General features: G+C 72.0%; 16 protein-coding genes. 6 read left to right on the top strand and 10 right to left on the bottom strand.

All coding sequences use genetic code 11. The features are described from left to right. Window positions 1-16: 16 nt before the first annotated feature. A complete protein-coding gene (locus tag ACFC1J_RS00355; protein ID WP_375901480.1) occupies window positions 17-3,430 on the bottom strand; it encodes a pyruvate carboxylase in 3,414 nt (1,137 codons plus the stop codon). 82 nt (window positions 3,431-3,512) lie between these two features. Between ACFC1J_RS00355 and ACFC1J_RS00350 the strand changes: the two genes are divergently transcribed. Next, a complete protein-coding gene (locus ACFC1J_RS00350) occupies window positions 3,513-4,322 on the top strand; it encodes a ParA family protein (RefSeq protein WP_045272641.1) in 810 nt (269 codons plus the stop codon). An 84-nt stretch (window positions 4,323-4,406) separates the two neighbouring features. Here the strand turns inward: ACFC1J_RS00350 and ACFC1J_RS00345 are convergent, their stop codons facing one another. From ACFC1J_RS00345 to ACFC1J_RS00335, 3 genes are all read right to left on the bottom strand, one after another. After that, on the bottom strand, window positions 4,407-4,952 hold the full coding sequence (locus ACFC1J_RS00345; RefSeq protein WP_375901479.1) for a MerR family transcriptional regulator: 546 nt from the start codon (window positions 4,950-4,952) through the stop codon (window positions 4,407-4,409). A 132-nt stretch (window positions 4,953-5,084) separates the two neighbouring features. Further along, window positions 5,085-5,762, bottom strand: coding sequence for a MerR family transcriptional regulator (locus tag ACFC1J_RS00340; protein WP_375901477.1), 678 nt, complete (start codon window positions 5,760-5,762; stop codon window positions 5,085-5,087). Then, window positions 5,762-6,187, bottom strand: a complete 426-nt coding sequence (locus ACFC1J_RS00335) for an FHA domain-containing protein (protein ID WP_105687337.1) — start codon at window positions 6,185-6,187, stop codon at window positions 5,762-5,764. Before ACFC1J_RS00335 ends, ACFC1J_RS00340 begins: the two co-directional genes overlap by 1 nt. Window positions 6,188-6,351: 164 nt before the next feature. On the opposite strand from ACFC1J_RS00335, the gene lpdA reads away from it, so the two are divergent. After that, window positions 6,352-7,749 carry a dihydrolipoyl dehydrogenase gene (lpdA, locus tag ACFC1J_RS00330; RefSeq protein ID WP_375901475.1) on the top strand — a complete coding sequence of 466 codons (1,398 nt, stop codon included), beginning with the start codon at window positions 6,352-6,354 and terminating at the stop codon, window positions 7,747-7,749. 72 nt (window positions 7,750-7,821) lie between these two features. Here lpdA and ACFC1J_RS00325 read toward each other — a convergent pair whose 3' ends face one another. The 6 genes from ACFC1J_RS00325 to ACFC1J_RS00300 all read right to left on the bottom strand — a co-directional run bounded on the left by ACFC1J_RS00325 (window position 7,822) and on the right by ACFC1J_RS00300 (window position 12,469). Beyond that, window positions 7,822-8,970, bottom strand: a complete 1,149-nt coding sequence (locus tag ACFC1J_RS00325) for an FAD-dependent oxidoreductase (RefSeq protein WP_375901473.1) — start codon at window positions 8,968-8,970, stop codon at window positions 7,822-7,824. Then, the gene (locus ACFC1J_RS00320) at window positions 8,957-9,679 is read right to left on the bottom strand and encodes a methyltransferase domain-containing protein (RefSeq protein WP_375901472.1); all 723 of its coding nucleotides are present in this window, start codon (window positions 9,677-9,679) and stop codon (window positions 8,957-8,959) included. Before ACFC1J_RS00320 ends, ACFC1J_RS00325 begins: the two co-directional genes overlap by 14 nt. Continuing rightward, window positions 9,669-10,823 carry a type III polyketide synthase gene (locus tag ACFC1J_RS00315; RefSeq protein ID WP_375901470.1) on the bottom strand — a complete coding sequence of 385 codons (1,155 nt, stop codon included), beginning with the start codon at window positions 10,821-10,823 and terminating at the stop codon, window positions 9,669-9,671. The genes ACFC1J_RS00320 and ACFC1J_RS00315 overlap by 11 nt, the downstream gene beginning before the upstream one ends. A gap of 93 nt (window positions 10,824-10,916) precedes the next feature. Next, window positions 10,917-11,531, bottom strand: coding sequence for a CYTH domain-containing protein (locus ACFC1J_RS00310; protein WP_375901468.1), 615 nt, complete (start codon window positions 11,529-11,531; stop codon window positions 10,917-10,919). Next, the gene (locus tag ACFC1J_RS00305; RefSeq protein WP_375901467.1) at window positions 11,524-11,736 is read right to left on the bottom strand and encodes a response regulator; all 213 of its coding nucleotides are present in this window, start codon (window positions 11,734-11,736) and stop codon (window positions 11,524-11,526) included. The genes ACFC1J_RS00310 and ACFC1J_RS00305 overlap by 8 nt, the downstream gene beginning before the upstream one ends. A 94-nt stretch (window positions 11,737-11,830) precedes the next feature. Further along, window positions 11,831-12,469, bottom strand: coding sequence for a prepilin peptidase (locus ACFC1J_RS00300; RefSeq protein WP_375901465.1), 639 nt, complete (start codon window positions 12,467-12,469; stop codon window positions 11,831-11,833). 83 nt (window positions 12,470-12,552) lie between these two features. Between ACFC1J_RS00300 and ACFC1J_RS00295 the strand changes: the two genes are divergently transcribed. The 4 genes from ACFC1J_RS00295 (at window position 12,553) to ACFC1J_RS00280 (ending at window position 19,000) form a co-directional block, all read left to right on the top strand. Continuing rightward, entirely contained in the window at window positions 12,553-12,999 is a 447-nt protein-coding gene (locus ACFC1J_RS00295; protein ID WP_375901463.1) for a YybH family protein, read from the top strand. A gap of 84 nt (window positions 13,000-13,083) precedes the next feature. Next, window positions 13,084-13,866, top strand: coding sequence for a hypothetical protein (locus tag ACFC1J_RS00290; protein ID WP_375901462.1), 783 nt, complete (start codon window positions 13,084-13,086; stop codon window positions 13,864-13,866). Continuing rightward, window positions 13,863-15,434, top strand: a complete 1,572-nt coding sequence (locus tag ACFC1J_RS00285) for a DNA polymerase Y family protein (RefSeq protein WP_375901460.1) — start codon at window positions 13,863-13,865, stop codon at window positions 15,432-15,434. The genes ACFC1J_RS00290 and ACFC1J_RS00285 overlap by 4 nt, the downstream gene beginning before the upstream one ends. Further along, window positions 15,434-19,000: an error-prone DNA polymerase gene (locus ACFC1J_RS00280; protein WP_375901458.1), complete on the top strand. Its 3,567-nt coding sequence runs from the start codon at window positions 15,434-15,436 to the stop codon at window positions 18,998-19,000. The genes ACFC1J_RS00285 and ACFC1J_RS00280 overlap by 1 nt, the downstream gene beginning before the upstream one ends. Window positions 19,001-19,004: the final 4 nt, after the last annotated feature.

Genomic DNA, 19,004 nt, shown 5'->3' with positions numbered 1-19,004 from the left:
CCCCTGTCCGCCGTGCTCAGTCCACGTGGGACGGGCGGATCACGACCAGGAGATCGCCGGCGTCGACCTGCTGCGTGGCGGCGATCGCGACACGCATCACGACGCCGTCGACGGGCGCCGTGATCGCCGCTTCCATCTTCATCGCCTCGATCGAGGCGATGGGCTCGCCGGCGCGGACGGCGTCGCCGACCTCCGCCTTCAGAGTCACCACGCCCGAGAACGGCGCCGCCACCTGACCGGGCTTCGACGTGTCGGCCTTCTCCACCTCGCGGACGTCCACCTTGAGGGAGCGGTCCCGCACGAACACGGGACGGAGCTGGCCGTTCAGCGTCGTCATGACGGTGCGGATGCCCTTCGCGTCCGCCTCGCCGATCGCCTCGAGCCCGACGTAGAGCTGCACCCCCGGATCGATCTCCGCGACGTGCTCCTCTCCCGGCACGAGGCCGTAGAGGTAGTCCGGCGTGCCGAGGGCGGACAGGTCGCCGAACGCGGCGCGATTGCGCTCGAACTCGGCGGCCGGGCCGGGGAACAGCAGGCGGTTCAGCGTCTGCCGTCGTTCGAGGCTCTCGCCGTCGAGCGCGCGCTGTTCGTCGGCGGAGATCGGGACGACGTCGATCGACACCTGGCGCCCCGCCAGCACCTTCGTGCGGAACGGCTCCGGCCATCCGCCGGGCAGGTCGCCCAGCTCACCGGCCATGAAGCCGACGACCGAATCGGGGATGTCGTAGTTCTGCGGGTTCTGCTCGAAGTCCGCAGGATCCGCGCCCGCGGCCACGAGCGCGAGCGCCAGATCGCCGACGACCTTCGAGGACGGCGTCACCTTGGGGATCCTGCCGAGGATCCGGTCCGCCGCCGCGTACATGTCCTCGATGCGCTCGAACTCGTCCGCGAGGCCCAGTGCGATCGCCTGCTGCCGCAGGTTCGACAGCTGGCCGCCCGGGATCTCATGGTGGTACACGCGTCCCGTGGGCGCGGCCAGCCCCGACTCGAAGGGCCGATAGAGCTGACGGACGCCCTCCCAGTACGGCTCGAGATCGCCGATCGCCTGCAGATCGAGCCCGGTGTCGCGTTCGGTGTGCGCAAGAGCCGCCACCAGGGCGGACAGCGACGGCTGGCTCGTCGTGCCGGACATCGGCGCGGCGGCGGCGTCGACGGCGTCGGCGCCCGCCGCGCTGGCCGCCAGCAGCGTCGCGAGCTGCCCGCCGGCGGTGTCGTGCGTGTGCACCTGGACCGGCAGGTCGAACCGCTCGCGCAGCGCGGACACGAGGCGCGCCGCGGCCGCGGGCCGGAGGAGCCCCGCCATGTCCTTGATCGCCAGGATGTGCGCACCGCTCTCGACGATCTGCTCCGCGAGCCGCAGGTAGTAGTCCAGCGTGTAGAGCTGCTCCGCGGGATCGAGCAGATCGCCGGTGTAGCAGAGCGCCACCTCGGCGACGGCGGTGCCGGTCTCGAGCACCGCGTCGATCGCGGGACGCATCTGCGACACGTCGTTGAGCGCGTCGAAGATCCGGAAGATGTCCACCCCGGTCGATGCCGCCTCGCGCACGAACGCGTTCGTCACTTCGACGGGCCGCGGCGTGTATCCGACCGTGTTGCGCCCCCGCAGCAGCATCTGCAGGGGGATGTTCGGAATCGCCGCCCGCAGCGCCTCCAGGCGCTCCCACGGGTCCTCGGCGAGGAAGCGCAGTGCCACGTCGTAGGTCGCGCCGCCCCATGCTTCGATCGAGAGCAGCTGCGGCGTCATGCGCGCCGCGTGCGGGCCCACGCGCACCAGGTCCCTGGTGCGCACGCGCGTGGCCAGCAGCGACTGATGCGCATCGCGGTAGGTGGTCTCGGTCACGGCCAGCGCGGTCTGCTCGCGGAGGGCGCGGGCGAAACCTGCGGGGCCGAGGCGGAGCAGCCGCTCGCGGGCTCCGGCGGGCGGCTCGACGCTCAGGTCGATCCCGGGGAGCTTGCTGCCCGGCGACGGCGACAGCGGCTTCTCCCCGTACGGCTTGTTCACCGTGACATCGCCGAGCCAGTTCAGCAGCCGCGTGGCCCGGTCCCTCGACGGGTTGCGGGTGAGCAGTCCCGGCCGCTCCTCGATGAAGAGGGTCGAGACGTCGCCGGCGACGAAGGCCGGGTCGTCGAGGACGGCGCGCAGGAACGGGATATTCGTGGCGACGCCGCGGATCCGGAACTCGGCGAGAGCGCGCTTCGCGCGCGCCACCGCCGCCGGGAAGTCGCGCCCGCGGCAGGTGAGCTTCGCGAGCATCGAGTCGAAGTGCGGGCTGATCTGCGAGCCGGCCGCCGTGGTGCCGCCGTCGAGGCGGATGCCGGCGCCGCCGGGCGAGCGGTAGGTCGTGATGCGTCCGGTGTCGGGGCGGAAGCCCTGGGCCGGATCCTCGGTCGTGATGCGGCACTGCAGCGCGGCGCCGCGCAGCTGGATGCTGTCCTGCTCCAGGCCGAGGTCGGCGAGGGTCTCGCCCGCCGCGATCCGGATCTGCGACTGCACGAGGTCGACGTCGGTGACCTCCTCCGTCACGGTGTGCTCGACCTGGATCCGCGGGTTCATCTCGATGAAGACGACCTCGCCGGCCCGTTCGCCTGCCGTCTCCAGGAGGAACTCGACCGTGCCGGCGTTCTCGTAGCCGATGGACTTCGCGAAGGCGACGGCGTAGCCGTGCAGGGCCTTCCGGATCGTGTCGTCGAGGTTCGGCGCCGGGGCGATCTCGATCACCTTCTGGTGGCGGCGCTGCACCGAGCAGTCGCGCTCGAACAGGTGCACGGTGTGCCCCGTGCCGTCGGCGAGCACCTGCACCTCGATGTGCCGCGGCCGCTGCACGGCCTGCTCGAGGAAGACGCGCGCGTCGCCGAACGCGCTCCCCGCCTCGCGCATGGCCTCGGCCAGCGCGGGCGCGAGCTCGCCGATCGACTCCACCCGGCGCATCCCGCGTCCGCCGCCGCCGGCGACGGCCTTGACGAAGATCGGGAATCCGATCCCCTCGGCCTGCGCGACCAGCTCGTCCACGTCGTCCGAGGCATCGGTCGAGCGCAGCACGGGGACGCCCGCGGCGACCGCGTGCTGCTTCGCCGTCACCTTGTTGCCGGCCATCTCCAGCACGTGCGCCGGCGGCCCGATGAAGGCGATCCCGTTCTCGGCCGCGCGCGACGCCAGCTCCGGGTTCTCGGAGAGGAAGCCGTAGCCGGGGTAGATCGCATCCGCGCCGCACTCGCGCGCCACGCGGATGATCTCCTCCACGTCGAGGTAGGCCCGCACCGGATGCCCGACCTCGCCGATCTGATACGACTCGTCGGCCTTCTGGCGGTGGATGGATCCGCGATCCTCCCAAGGGAAGACCGCGACGGTCTTCGCCCCGACCTCGAACGCGGCTCTGAAGGCCCGGATCGCGATCTCTCCACGATTGGCCACAAGGATCTTCTGGAACATGGCACCTCGAACACTGGTTGCGCAACGACGCGCACGGGGGGCTGAGTGTTTCCTCAGCCTAGAGGAAGGTAACGTGGTCTCCGTGCACGTACTCAGCGTCAGTTCCCTCAAGGGCGGTGTCGGCAAGACCACCGTGACCCTCGGCCTCGCCTCGGCAGCGTTCGCCCGCGGCGTCCGGACCCTCGTGGTCGACCTCGACCCGCAGTCCGACGTCTCCACCGGCATGGACATCCAGGTCGCCGGGCGCCTCAACGTCGCCGACGTCCTGGCGAACCCGAAGGAGAAGGTGGTCCGGCAGGCGATCACGTCTTCAGGCTGGGCGAAGGTGCACCCCGGGACGATCGACGTGCTGATCGGCAGCCCGTCCGCGATCAACTTCGACGGCCCGCATCCGAGTGTGCGCGACGTGTGGAAGCTCGAGGAGGCGCTGGCCGCCGTCGAGGCCGACTACGACCTCGTCCTGATCGACTGCGCCCCGTCGCTGAACGCGCTCACGCGCACCGCGTGGGCCGCGAGCGACCGCGTCATGGTCGTGACCGAGCCTGGACTGTTCTCCGTGGCCGCCGCCGACCGCGCCCTGCGCGCGATCGAGGAGATCCGCCGCGGGCTGTCCCCCCGACTGCAGCCGCTCGGCATCGTGGTCAACCGGGTGCGCCCGCAGTCCATCGAGCACCAGTTCCGCATCAAGGAGCTGCGCGACATGTTCGGCCCGCTCGTGCTCTCGCCGCAGCTGCCGGAGCGCACCTCGCTGCAGCAGGCCCAGGGCGCTGCGAAGCCGCTGCACATCTGGCCCGGCGACTCCGCGCAGGAGCTCGCCGCGGACTTCGACACGCTCCTGGACCGGGTGATCCGCACCGGGCGCATCGCGCTGCCCGACGACACCCGCGTCTGAACGGAATCCGCGGCTCGGAAGAGTCCAGATACGACGAGAGCCGGTCCCCGAGGGGCCGGCTCTTTCCGTTGTCGTGCCGCGCGGTCAGGCGGTGCGACGGGAGCGGCGTGCCGCGAGGTCGTCCATCGGCTCCGGAGCGAGGGCGTCGAACTCGACGAGCGTCGCCTCGACCTCGTGGAACACCTTGCCCACCGCGATGCCGAAGACGCCCTGACCGCGGCTGAGCAGGTCGATCACCTCGTCGTTCGAGGTGCACAGGTAGACCGAGGCGCCGTCGCTCATGAGCGTGGTACCGGCGAGGTCGCGGATGCCCGCGGCCCGGAGCTGGTCGACGGCGGTGCGGATCTGCTGCAGCGAGATCCCGGTGTTCAGCAGCTCCTTGACGAGCTTGAGCACGAGGATGTCGCGGAAGCCGTAGAGGCGCTGGGATCCGGATCCGTTCGCCCCGCGAACGGTCGGGACGACCAGCTCGGTCCGCGCCCAGTAGTCCAGCTGACGGTAGGTGATGCCGGCCGCACGGGCCGCCACGGCCCCGCGGTAGCCGACCTCGTCGTCCATCGCGGGAAGCCCGTCGGTGAAGAGGAGATCGTCTCCGAACGACGGTGCATCGCCCCGTTCCTCGGTGCTCATCGCATCCTCCTCATCCTGAAGGAACAGCATCCTTCAACCACTACCTGAAAGTCGATGACTCCACGCTAGAACAGCGCGGCACCCGCGACAACGACATCCGTCCCGAGCCGGGGGTGTGTCGCAATCAGTTCGTTACGACAGCAGCCGGCCGATCCCGTCCTTGACGAGGAGAGCGCGCACCTCGTCGAGGCGGGATGCCAGTTCGGGGGCCATTTCGCTGGCCCGCGCCCGCGACGGGGTGTCGGTGCGGCGCAGCAGCGCGGACAGCGCCGACTGCACGAGGGCGATGTCGCGCTCGGCGCTCTGACGCAGCGGTCGCAGGTGGCGCGGCCCGATGCCGTGGCCGTCCAGGGCCGCCAGAGCGCGCAGCAGCGACACCGCGGACTCGGGGTAGGTCTCGGCCGCCGGCAGCATGCCGCTCGACACCGCATCGCCGAGCAGGGCGTGCGACGCACCCGCGGCGTGGACGAGCTCGTCGCGACGGTACCGGCGCGGTCCCTGCACGATCGACGCCGGCAGCTCCGGCGCACCGCCGGATTCCTCGAGCGCGTCGAGGTGTTCGCGGATGACCTTGAGCGGCAGGTACTGGTCGCGCTGCAGCGTCAGCGCGATGCGGATGCGCTCCAGATCGGCCGCGGAGAACTTGCGGTACCCGGAGGCGGTGCGCACCGGGTTCACGATGCCCTTCTCCTCCAGGAAGCGGAGCTTGGAGGCTCTCACGTCGGGGAACTCCGGCGTGAGGCGCGCGAGCACCTGGCCGATGCTCAGCAGCCCGGAAGGGGCGGAACGCTCGGCGGCCGATGCCGCCATCAGTCGTTCGCCTGCGCGAGATCCACGGGTGAGGCGAAGAAGTTCAGCCGGAACTTTCCGACGCGCACCTCGTAGCCGTTGCGCAGTTCGCTGCGGTCGACCCGCTCGCCGTTGACGTAGGTGCCGTTCAGCGAGCGCTGGTCGACGACCTCGAAGGCCGTGCCGGTGCGGATGACCTCGGCATGGCGACGGGAGACCGTCACGTCGTCGAAGAAGATGTCCGCCTCGGGATGGCGGCCGACCGTGGTCACCGCTGTGTCGAGCAGGTACCGGGCGCCGGCGAGCGCGCCGGAGCGGACCAGCAGCAGCGCCGACCCGGAGGGCAGCGCGGCGATCGCCGCCTGCTCGACCTCCGTCAGCTCCGCGCCGAACGGGACGAACGACAGGTCGGAGTCGTGGCCGAACGTCTGCGTGGTGTCGTGCATGGGCTCGCCGCCGCGGCGGACAGCACCTTCGGGAACGTCGTTCTCAGTCACTGTTCTCCCCCTCCTCTTGCTTTCCAGCCTATCGGAAGCACGCGGCGCCCGGGAGCCGGATCCGCCCCGCATCGCCCGCCCGGGGTCGTCCGCGCGGGCGATAGGCTGGGAGCATGCCACACTACGACGTCGTCATCCTCGGCGCTGGCCCCGGCGGTTACGTCGCCGCTGTCCGCAGCGCCCAGCTCGGTCTGTCCACCGCGATCATCGAGGAGAAGTACTGGGGCGGTGTGTGCCTCAACGTGGGCTGCATCCCCTCCAAGTCGCTCCTGAAGAACGCGGAGATCGCGCACACGTTCACCCACAAGGCCGAGTTCTTCGGCATCTCGGGCGACGTGCACTTCGATTTCGGCGCCGCGTTCGACCGCAGCCGCAAGGTGGCTGACACCCACGTCAAGGGCATCCACTTCCTGATGAAGAAGAACAAGGTCGTCGAGTACGACGGCCGTGGGACCTTCACGTCCCCGAAGGCCATCTCCGTGGCGAAGTCCGACGGCACGACCGAAGAGGTCACGTTCGACAACGCGATCATCGCGACCGGATCCACGGTCCGCCTGCTGCCGGGCGTGCAGCTGAGCGACAACGTCGTCACCTTCGAGGAGCAGATCCTCAGCCGCGACCTCCCCGAGTCGATCGTCATCGTCGGAGCCGGCGCGATCGGCATGGAGTTCGGCTACGTGCTGTCCAACTACGGCGTCAAGGTCACCATCATCGAATTCCTCGACCGGGCGCTGCCCAACGAGGACGTCGAGGTCTCCAAGGAGATCCAGAAGCAGTACAAGAAGCTCGGCGTCGAGATCCTCACCTCGACCGCGGTCAAGACCGTCACCGACAACGGCTCCTCCGTGCACGTCACGTACGAGACGCGCGACGGCCAGCCCGGCGAGATCACGGCGGGCAAGGTCCTCATGTCCGTCGGCTTCGCCCCGAACGTGAACGGCTACGGCCTGGAGAACACCGGCGTCGCGCTCACCGACCGCGGCGCGATCGACATCGACGACCACATGCGCACCAACGTCGAGGGCATCTACGCGATCGGCGACGTCACCGCCAAGCTGCAGCTCGCGCACGTCGCCGAGGCGCAGGCCGTCGTCGCCGCCGAGACCATCGGCAAGGCCGAGACCATGACGCTGGGCGACTACCGGATGATGCCGCGCGCGACGTTCTGCCAGCCGCAGGTCGCCAGCTTCGGCCTCACCGAGGAGCAGGCCAGGGCCGAGGGGCGCGAGATCAAGGTCGCGAAGTTCCCGTTCAGCGCGAACGGCAAGGCCAACGGCCTGGGCGAGCCGGTGGGCTTCGTCAAGCTCATCGCCGACGCCGAGCACCTCGAGCTCATCGGCGGCCACCTGATCGGCCCCGACGTGTCCGAGCTGCTGCCGGAGCTGACCCTCGCGCAGAAGTGGGACCTGACCGCTCTCGAGGCCGCCCGCAACGTGCACACGCACCCGACCCTGTCGGAGGCGCTGCAGGAGGCGTTCCACGGGCTCGCGGGCCACATGATCAACCTCTGATCGCATCAGAACAGGCCGAGGGCCGGTCGCGCTTCCTGCGCGGCCGGCCCTTTGTCGTCCCGCCGCGAGCGGTCAGAAGCCGCGCATCGTCACCAGCCCGGCGGCCCACGGGCGGAGCGGCCCTGACCCCATCACCCGGATGAGCGTCTCGCGCAGGGCGAGCGGAACCCCCTGCGCCGGGGCGCCCATGGACATGTAGAAGGCACTCCGCCTCTGGGCGGCGCGCGCCGCGCGCAACGCCCCGTGCGCGTAGCCGCCGAGATCCGTCTCGCCTCCCACCAGGGCTCTGCGCAGCGCCACAGCCAGCCGGCCGGCGTTCACCCAGCCCAGGTTCATTCCCTGCCCGCCGATCGGGCTGATCTCGTGCGCGGCGTCGCCGAGCAGCGCCACCCGGCCTCGGACGACGGCCTGGCTCAGGTGCTGGGCCGCGACGAAGCACGTCGGCCCGACCTCGTCGCCGAACCCGGGATCCCGCCCGATCCGCTCCGCGATCGCCGCACGGAACTCCGCGCCGGTGTGCACGCCGCCGCCCCGCAGCACCCAGCGCCGCAGGCCGCCGGGCAGCGGGAACGCCTCGACGATCCCCCCGGGTTCGCAGTACAGCTGGGCGCGAACCCCGGCCGCGGGGTCGATGACATCGGCCATCGTGTACGCGGCGCGGCCGGGGCGACGGCGCCATCCGAAGCCGAGCTCCCGGCGCAGGGCGCTGTGCACGCCGTCCGCGAGCACCACGAACGCGGCGGTGACCTCCTGCCGACCGGCGGGCCGGTCCACGGCGAGCCGCACGAACTCCCCCTCGTCCCTGACCGCGCGCACGCTGCAGCCCGGACGCAGAGCGCCCGCGGAGAGCGCCCGCAGCCGCTCCCGCAGCAGAGCGTGCGTGCGCTGCTGCGGGAGCACGCGCACGGGCCGGTGCGCGGAGAAATCGAGCGACGCGAGGACTCGGCCCCGGCTGAGCACGTCGCCGCCTTCGAGCGCGAGCGATGCCGCACGCGCCGCTGCGCCCACTCCTGCGCGATCGAGCATCTCCAGGCCCGGCGCGTGTATTCCGATCGCGCGGCTGCGCGGATCTTCGTCCCGGCGGCGTTCGCAGACCACCACATCGATGCCGTCCTGGGCGAGCAGGCAGGCCAGCAGCAGCCCGACCGGACCGGCGCCGACGATCACGACGTCGTGGTCGAGCAGCGTGGTGCTGACCAGCAGCTGCTCAGGATCGCTCATCGCCCGGCTCCCGGCGCAGCTCCAGGCGGGCGGGCAGCCCGCGCCGCACGGTCCATCCGGCCGGTGCGACGGCGGCCAGCTCTCCGGCCGTGTACGACCGGCGGATGCTGGTCAGCCCGTCGGCGCGGATGAAGGATCCGGCCAGCAGATTGCCGGCGAACGGCCACGTCCCCGCCGCGAACAGGGCATAGGCGATGCGGCTGCGCGCGATGTCCCGATGCACCACGAGCCCCGCCGGCCCCGCGAGGCGCGCGGTGTCGGCGAGCATGTCCTGCAGCTCGGCCGCACCGAGGTGGTGCAGCACGTGGTTGGACAGCACGATGTCGTAGACCTCGCCCGCCCGGACCAGATCGGCGACGAGCGCACGCCGGTAGGTCACCCCGGCTCCGCCGTCGTGCGCGGCGGCCCACGCCGTGGCGCGTTCGTCCGCGTCGAGCGCCGTGATCTCGGCCGCGAGTCCGTCACGGGCGAGCCGCGCGGCGAGCGCGCGGCAGAGATCTCCCCCACCGGCCCCCACGTCCAGGATCCGCACCTTCCCCGCCCTCGCGCACGGCCGGATGTCACCCCGGTACAGTGCGCCGGGACGGGAGACCACGGCGTTCACCGCTCCGAAGCGACGGTAGGTGCGTTCCAGCGTCTGCGGATCTGCGGCGGGGTCGTCCATCAGCTCGCGCACATCGGCGGCGCGGGCGGACAGGTCAGCGCCCATCGCCCTCCGCGCCGACGACCGTCATCAGCGCGCTCTCCGCGGTCAGGCCTGGCCCGAACGCCATCGCGGAGACGCGTTCGCCGTCGCGCGCGCCCTCCTCCTCCAGGATGCGCCGCAGCACGAACAGGATCGTCGCGCTGGACATGTTCCCGTGCCGCCGCAGCGTCTCACGGGCGGGGTGCAGCTGCGCGTCGCTGAGCGCGAGCCGGTCCTGCACCCGGTCGAGGATGCTGCGCCCACCGGGATGAATCGCCCAGTGCTGCACCTCCTCGCCGATCCTGCCGTCCTCGAAGGGCGCTCCCAGCTCCCCCGCATAGAGCGGACGCAGCGCATCGACGATGGTCTCGCCGATGATCTGGGGCACCGCGGTGGAGAGGATCATCTCGAAGCCGTGGTCGCCGATCGTCCACGCCATGTCCTTCTGGCCCTGCGGGGCGATCGCGGTGTGGAACCGGTCGAGGCGCAGCCCGGGTGCGGCGGACGGGCGCGCAGTGACGATGCCTGCCGCCGCGCCGTCGGCGAACAGCGAGGAGGCGACGATCACGTCCGGATCCTCGGAGGAGCGCAGGTGCAGCGTGCAGAGCTCGACGCTGACCACCAGCACCACGGCGTTCGGATCCGCCGCGCAGAACTGGCTCGCCGCACGCAGCGCCGGCATCGAGGCATAGCAGCCCATGAAACCGAGGTGGTAGCGCTGCACGGAGTCGGAGAGGCCCAGCGCGCGCACGATCTCGTACTCCGGCCCCGGGGCGTGGAAGCCCGTGCAGGAGACCGTGATCACGTGCGTGACCTCGGCGGGCCCGACCTCCGGGTCGGCGTCGAGGGCGGCGCGCGCGGCGGCGACGAACAGCCGGCCGGCCTCGCGCACGTAGACATCGTTGCGGACGCCGGTGGCCGGGGACAGCAGCTCCCCCGTCGCGCGGTCGAAGAACACCGGCTCCGCGTCGGTCGCCGTCCACGTGAGCTCGTCGAGCACGGTGCGGCGGGTGTCGATGCCGGATCCATCGAACGAGGCGGTGACGATCCGCCGCGCCAGCCGCGAGAGCCCCGGTTGCGCGGCGAACACGTCGCGCACCTCGTCCTGGTGCAGGATCGTGTCCGGCACCACCGTCTGCAGGGACCTCAGCATCACCGGGCTGCTCATGGTGACACTCAAGCATGCCGCCCGCGTGGCAGGAAGGGGCTTGCGGATCCTCCTCGGCCTCTGCCAGGTTCGCGGATCCGGATCCCGGGCGGTTCAGAATCCGAGCGCGCGCCCGAGCTTGGATCCGGAGAGCGACTCGCGGCCTCCCGCGGCGACGACCGCCTGCTCGACCGCCTGGAAGAAAACGTCCCGCCCCGCGTCATCCGCCGGAGCCGCCGGCCCCAGCTCCATCTCCCACTCGCGCCATTCCCGCTGTCCGCCGCGGCGCAGATCCGTGCCGCGGACGTGATCGTCCACGAACTCGGCCACCACGCCGCCCGGACCCGTGAGCAGGTAGGCGGTGCGGGCGTTCTCGATGCGGGCGAGGGGGAAGACCGGACGCGTCGTCCACTGCGCGATGATCTCGGCGACCGCGGACGGCAGCTCGTCGCCCTCGCCGAGCGGCCAGCCCAGCTCGAGGCGCCCGTCCCGGTTGCGCGGACCCTTCACATGCCACCCCTCGTCCGGACCGCCGGTGCGGCGCCGCAGCGCCACGCCCGCCCGCGCGAGGTCGCCCTCGGCGGTGTCGAAGTACCGGGCATCCAGAGCTCGGGGTTCGCCCTCCGTCACCGCGTCGACGCCGGGGATTGCATCCCAGGCGGGCAGCGGCGTGTCGCCGTCGACGTCGTACTTGCGCTCGACCTCAAGCGTGCGCGACGGTTCAGTCATCGGACGGCACGATGTCCTCGAGGGACTCCTCGTACCAGTAGTCCACCTCGGTGGGTCCGTCGTGCGGGCCGGTGTTCTTCGGCTCGCCCCGGCGGTTGTAGACCACCTGGGTCTCGCTGTAAGGGAGGATCAGCTTGTCGTCCTCCGCGGCGAGGGGGAGGATCTGCCCGTCCAGCGGGCCGCCGTGAAGCCGTGCGAGTGCCATGTGCTCACCCTAATCCCCCGCCCGCACGCAGGACGCGATCCCGGCACGGCGTTCCTCGCTCGCTCTCCTTCGCGCCGGGTCCTCGTGCCGGCCGTCATGCGACCGCGACGCCGAGCGCGCTGCCGACGATCATCCACGGCCCGAACGCGATGTGCGTCGCGCCGGTCGCACGGCGGAGCGCGATGAGCCAGAGCGCGTGCACGGCGCCCAGCACGAACGCGGACGCCGCGCCCACCAGGAGCGCCTGCCACCCGTGCCATCCCAGCACCAGCCCGATGAGGGCGGCGAGCTTCACGTCGCCGCCGCCCATGCCCTCGCGGCTCAGCGCCCGCAGCAGCGCATAGAAGCCGCCGAGGATCAGCATCCCCCACAGCGCTCCGGGCAGCCGGGCGCCCCCGCCCGCGAACACGGCGTCGGCGAGCGCGAGCAGGAGTGCTCCCCCGAGGGTCGGCAGCACGATCCGGTCCGGCAGCCGGTGCGCGGCGATGTCGACGGCGATCAGTCTGATCCCGATCCCGAGCAGGCCGAGGTGCGCCAGCACGACGACCACCGCAGCAGGATCCATCCCCCGACGGTAGGAGATCGACGCGACCGCCGTGAGCGGGTGTGGATAACCCGCGTGCACGGCGCTGTCGACCCGGACGAGCAGCACGGGGGCGTCGCCCGCCATGACCCGCGACCGGGCTCCTTCGACGAGCTCGGCGTCCGCCCCCGCATCCGCCCAGCGTCGCACCGCTCCTTGGAACGCCGTGTGGTCCACGCCGGGTCAACGGCGTGACAGTCGGGACCGGACGCGACAGCTGATAGCCTCGCGCGATGGATCCGACCGACCGCTCCCAGCCCCACGAGGACGTGCATCGCCTGCTGACGGGGATGTACGCCGACTATCTGCGCGGCGCCCCCGCAGCGATCGACGCCCGCCTCACGGAGGACGTGACGATCTTCGACTCCGCCTCCGACGCCCTGGTGACGGGGCTCGAGGAACTCGCCGTGCTCCGCGGCCGCCGCGCCGAGGTCGCGGCGGAGCCGAGCGCGCCGACCTGGACGGAGACCTCGCTGACCGTCGAGGATCTCCGCGTGCGCGAGGTCGGCGGCGTCCTCGTCGCGACCTGGTGGCTGCGGGTGGATGGGACGGACCCCGATGGCGCGGCCGTCTCCCCCGAGCTGTCGCGCAACACCGCCGTGCTGCAGCACCGGGCGGACGGCGCGCTGCGCATCCTGCACCTCCACGAGGACGTGCGCCAGGAGGCCCACCCCGTCTGAGCACCCTTTCCTCCATGTCGGATGTACGAGTTATCGTCTTCTCTGCAGTTGCAGGATTAGAAGAGATATTCGAGAATGGAGGTCATGGGGATGACGCTCGCTTCCATGATCGTCCCCGACGCCGACACCCGCGCCGAGGACGTGGTGCGTCTGCGCCGCGAGATCACCCGCATGCAGCGCCGCCGGAGCGACCTGCCGCTGATCCCGGTCCCCCCTCCCCTCGAGCCGATCCTCCCCGAAGGGGGCCTGCAGGTCGGCACGACCTACGAGCTCTCCCCCTCCCCTGGGCTCATCGGGGCGCTGCTCGCCGGCGCCTCGCGGACCGGTGCGTGGTGCGCCGCCGTCGGCATGCCCACCCTGGGCGTCGAGGCTCTCGCCGGGCACGGCGTGGATCTGGACCGCCTCCTCCTCGTCCCCGCCCCGGGGCCGCGCTGGCTCTCCGTCGTCTCCGCACTGAGCGAGGTGATCCCGCTCATCGCGATCCGCCCCTCGTCTCCGGTGCGGGATGCGGAGCTGAGCCGGTTGAGCGCCCGGCTCCGCGATCGCGGCTGCACGCTGCTGGTCGTCTCCGGAGCATCGGGCACCTCCGCCGCCTGGCCGCAGAGCGAGGGCTCCCTCCAGGTGCACGATCCCCACTGGCGCGGGCTGGGGTCCGGCTGGGGCGCGCTGGAGGAGTGCGAGGTGACGGTCACCGCACGCACCCGGCGCTCCCCCGCTCCGCAGAGCGTGCGGGTGCGGCTGCCGGGCGCCCACGGCATGGTCGAGACCGTCGCCCCGACGGTGCCCCGCCTCGTCCCGCTCCCGTCCATGCACGCCGCCCCGCGTCCGCTCGCCGACGTCTCCGCGCTCCTGGCGGTGGCGGGATGAGCCCCGCGGTGCAGGAACCGGCCAGGGTGATCGTGCTGTGGTTCCCGGACTGGCCGCTGCGTGCGGCCCTGGGCGCCGAGGCGGACGCGCCCGCGGCGATCCTGCACGCGAACAGGGTGGTCGCCTGCAGTGCGGCGGCGCGCGCGCAGGGCGTCCGGGTCGGCCAGCGCCGCCGGGAGGCGCAGGGGCTGCTGCCGAGCCTGCGCATCCTGCCCGCGGATCCGGCCAGGGACGAACGGGCGTTCCTGCCCGTCCTGCGCCTGATCGAGGAGCAGGCCCCCGGGGCGCAGCTGCTCCGGCCGGGGCTCGCGCTGCTCCGCGCCCGCGGTGTCGCCCGCTTCCACGGCGGAGAGGGCGAGGCCGCACGCGCTCTGCACGTCCGGCTCGCCGAGGAGGGGCATCCCGAGGTGCGGATCGGGATCGCGGACGGGCCGTTCACGGCCGAGCTCGCGGCGCGCGGCGCGGATCCGGTGCTCGTGGTCGACGCGGGCGCCTCCGCCGCCTTCCTCGCTCCGCTGCCCGTGCAGGCCCTGCAGGATCCGGAGGTGACCGCGCTGCTGCTCCGCCTCGGCGTGCGCACCCTTGGCGAGCTCACCGCCCTCGGGGCGGAACGGCTGCGCGCGCGGTTCGGCGAGCACGGCGCGCGTCTGCACGCCCTGGCCGCGGGCGCGGACTCCCGGCCCGTCGTGCCGCGCCCCCCGGATCCGGAGCTCGTGTCGGAGGCCGAGTTCGAGTCGCCCCTCGGACAGTCCGATCAGATCGCGTTCGCCGTCCGGCAGAGTGCGGATGCCGTGATCCTCGCCCTCGCGAAGGCCTCGCTGGTGTGCACCGAGGTGCGGATCGATCTCACGGATGACGACGAGCAGGTCATCTCGCGCACCTGGCTGCATCCCACCTGCTTCGAGGCCTCCGACCTGGTCGACCGCGTGCGCTGGCAGCTGGAGTCGCTGGCCGCCGAGACCGCCGCAGCCGGCGACGACGACGAGGCGCACCGGTTCCGGGGCATCGTCCGGGTGCGGATCGCCCCTATCGCCGTCGACGACGCCGCGCACCATCAGCCCGGTCTCTTCGGATCCGGCACCGACGAGCGGCTGCACCACGCCGTCTCCCGCGTGCAGACCCTGCTCGGCCACGAGGGCGTGGTCACCGCCGTCGTGGCCGGCGGGCGCCTCGTCTCCGACCGGCAGCAGCTCACGCCCTGGGGCGAGCGGGTCGTGCCGGCCCGTCCCGCGGATCAGCCCTGGCCGGGACAGCTGCCTGATCCGCTGCCGGCCGAGGTGTTCGCCCCGCCGCGGCCGATCGCGGTGACTGCGGCAGACGGCAGCACGGTCGGCGTCGACGATCGCGGGCTGCTCACCGCCGAGCCGGCCGCCGTCGACGCCTGCGCGGTGCTCTCCTGGGCGGGTCCCTGGCCGGTGCGGGACCGGCGCGGGGATCCGGCGGGTGCGTTCCGCGGCGAGCGCCTCCAGCTCGTGGACGAGCAGGAGCGGGCCTGGCTGGTGCTGCACATCACCACCGCCGGCGGAGCCGGTGGCGGACACTGGCTCGCCGAAGGGAGGTACCACTGATGGGCTTCCACAACCCGGACATGTCGTGGGCCGCGCTGGAGCGCACTCTCAGCGGCAGAGCGCCCCGCGGCGGAGCCCCGGGCAGTGAAGCCTCGAACGGTGCCGGTCCGCTGCACCAGCAGATCGCCGTGGACGCGCCCTCCCGCATGCACAAGCGCCCGCCCATCCGGATGGACGGGATCGAGCGCCCGAAGAACGCGGTCCCCTACGCCGAGCTGCACGCGCACTCCTCGTACTCCTTCCTCGACGGCGCCTCCTCCCCCGAGGACCTCATCGCCGAGGCGCAGCGGCTCGGGCTCACCGCCCTCGCGATCACCGACCACGACGGCTTCTACGGCGCCGCGAGCTTCGCCGAGGCCGCCGAGTCCCTGGCGAACGCGGAGAAGAACAGGAAGGCGGAGGACGCCGACGCCGAGCCCGCCGGGCCGCCGCTGCAGACCGTGTTCGGCGCGGAGCTGTCGCTCCCGGGCTCCGCTGCGCACGGCCCCGGCGCCCGAGGTCGCGCCGGGCTCCTGCCGCCCCCGGAGCGCCGAGGTCTCCCGGATCCGCTCGGCGAGCACCTGCTCGTGCTGGCCCGTGGCGAGGAGGGCTACCACCGCCTCTCCGCCGCGATCACCGAGGCGCAGCTGCGCGGGGGCGAGAAGGGGCGGCCGCTCTACGAGATCGAGTCGCTGGCGAACCGCGCCGAGGGGCACTGGACGATCCTCACCGGCTGCCGCAAGGGCGGCGTCCGCAGCGCCCTCGAACGGGAGGGGCCGGAGGGCGCAGAGCGAGCGCTGCTCACCCTCGTCGACCTGTTCGGCGCCGACCGGGTCGCCGTCGAGCTCATCGACCACGGCGATCCGCTGGACACCCGCCGCAACGACGCCCTCGCCGATCTCGCCGCCCGATACCGCCTGCCCGTGGTGGCGACGAACAACGTGCACTACGCGGTGCCGAAGCGGGCCGAGCTCGCGGAGGCGATCGCCGCTGTGCGCGCCACCCGCAGCATGCGGGAGCTCGAGGGCTGGCTGCCCGCGCACGGCACGGCGCACCTGCGCTCCGGGGCGGAGATGACGGCGCGCTTCGCCCGCTATCCGGGGGCGATCGCGGCGGGCCTCGAGATCGCCGAGGCCTGCGCCTTCCCGCTGCGCCGCGCCAAGCCCGCCCTGCCCACGATGAGCGTGCCCGCGGGCGAGACCCCGATGAGTCACCTGCGGGCGCTGGTCTGGGCGGCGGTGCCGGAGAAGTATCCGGATCGCACTCCCCAGGAGCTGACCGCCGAGGGCCGTGCCCGCATCGAGCGGGAGCTGAACGTGATCGAGGAGAAGGACTTCCCGGGCTACTTCCTCATCGTGCACGGGATCGTGAAGGAGGCGAAGGATCGCAGGATCCTGTGCCAGGGACGCGGATCCGCCGCCGCGAGCGTGATCTGCTACCTGCTCGGCATCACCGCGGTCGACCCGATCTTCTTCAACCTGCCCTTCGAGCGCTTCCTCGCCAGCACCCGCACGGAGGAACCCGATATCGACGTGGACTTCGATTCGGGACGGCGCGAGGAGATCATCCAGTGGGTATACGAGACCTACGGGCGGGAGAACGCGGCGCAGGTCGCGAACGTGATCCAGTACCGGCCGAAGAACGCCGTGCGCGACATGGCCCGCGCGCTCGGGCACTCCCCGGGCCAGCAGGACGCCTGGTCCCGCCAGGTGGAGCGCTGGGGGCTGGATCTGAGCCCCGTCCCCGACCACGACATCCCGGAGCAGGTGGTCGCCTATGCCGATGAGCTGCTGCGCGCGCCCCGGCATCTGGGGATCCACTCCGGCGGCATGGTGCTCACCCGGCGTCCGGTCGGCGAGGTCGTCCCTGTCGAGCACGCCCGCATGGACAAGCGCACCGTGATCCAGTGGGACAAGGACGCCGCGGCCTGGATGGGGCTGGTGAAGTTCGACCTGCTCGGGCTCGGGATGCTCGCGGCTCTCCGGCACTGCTTCGACCTGGTGCGCGAGGCCACCGGCGAGGAGTGGACGCTGGACTCCCTGCCGAAGGAGGAACCAGCGGTCTACGACATGCTCTGCCGCGCCGACACGATCGGGGTGTTCCAGGTCGAGTCCCGGGCGCAGATGGGGCTGCTTCCCCGCCTGCAGCCGAGGGAGTTCTACGAGCTCGCGATCCAGATCGCCCTCATCCGTCCCGGGCCCATCCAGGGCGGGGCGGTGCACCCCTTCGTGCGCCGCAAGCTCGGCCAGGAGGACGTGGTCTATGCGCATCCGAAGCTGGAGCCGATTCTGTACCGCACCCTGGGCATCCCGGTGTTCCAGGAGCAGCTCATCCAGATGGCCACGACGCTCGGTGACTGCACCGCCGACGAGGCCGACACCCTGCGCCGGGCGATGGGATCCAAGCGCGGTCTGGAGAAGATCGAGAAGATCCGCGAGAGCCTGTATACGGGCATGCGCCGACACGGACTGGACGAGCCGACGGCGGACCGGATCTACGCGCAGATCCAGGCGTTCTCCGACTTCGGCTTCGCAGAATCCCACTCGCTCTCGTTCGCGCTGCTCGTGTACGCGAGCTCCTGGCTCAAGCTGCACTACCCCGCCGCGTTCCTCGCCGGCCTCCTGCGCTCCCAGCCGATGGGGTTCTACTCCGCCGCGACCCTCACCGCCGACGCACGCCGACACGGGGTCGAGGTGCGCCGGCCCGACATCCGTCTGTCCGGGGCGACGGAGACCCTGGAACCCGTGGATCCCGCCGTGACGGGACTCACTGGCCGAGACGCCTGCACGCATCAGTTCCCGGCACGGCCCCCCGGCGTGAAGCCGAAGAAGTTCGACCCGAAGGCGCAGGACGAGTCCGCCGCGCACCGCAGGGACGGACGCTACGCCGTCCGTCTCGGCCTCGCCGGCGTCACCGGGATCGGCGGGAAGACGGCTGAGCGGATCGTCGCCGAACGCGATTCCCGCGGTCCGTACCGGGATCTGAACGACCTCGTGCGCCGCACCGACCTCACCGCCGCCCAGGTGGAGTCCCTCGCCACTGCCGGGGCCTTCGACTCCCTCGGGCTGCAGCGCCGGGAGGCGATCTGGCTCGCCGGAGCCGCGGCGGAGGACCGCGCCCGCTATCTGCCGGACACGGTCGTCGCGGTGCAGCCGCCGCTGTTCGGCGACCAGACCAGCTATGAGATCCTCACCGCCGACCTGTGGGCGACCGGGGTGTCCACCGACGACCACCCGCTCGCGCACTTCCGCCCCGGATTGGATGCGCGCGGGGTGCTCACCTCCTCCGCGCTGCGCACCCACGAGAGCGGCCGCCGGGTCGAGACGGCGGGCCTCGTGACGCACCGGCAGCGTCCGTCCACGGCGGGCGGCGTGACCTTCCTCAACCTCGAGGACGAGCACGGCCTGGTGAACGTCATCTGCACGCAGGGGGTGTGGCTGCGCTACCGCCGGATCGCCCGGGAGTCACCCGCGCTGATCGTGCGCGGCATCCTGGAGCGCTCCCCCGAAGGGGTCACCAATCTGCTGGCCGACGCGTTCGAGGCGCTGCAGGTGGGCGTTGCGCTCAGATCAAGAGATTTTCAATGATGGC

This window comes from Microbacterium sp. NPDC056052, from assembly GCF_042266785.1.
Classification (GTDB): domain Bacteria; phylum Actinomycetota; class Actinomycetes; order Actinomycetales; family Microbacteriaceae; genus Microbacterium.
Note: the sequence above shows the minus strand (reverse complement) of the source record. Positions and strands in the feature narration are given on the sequence as shown.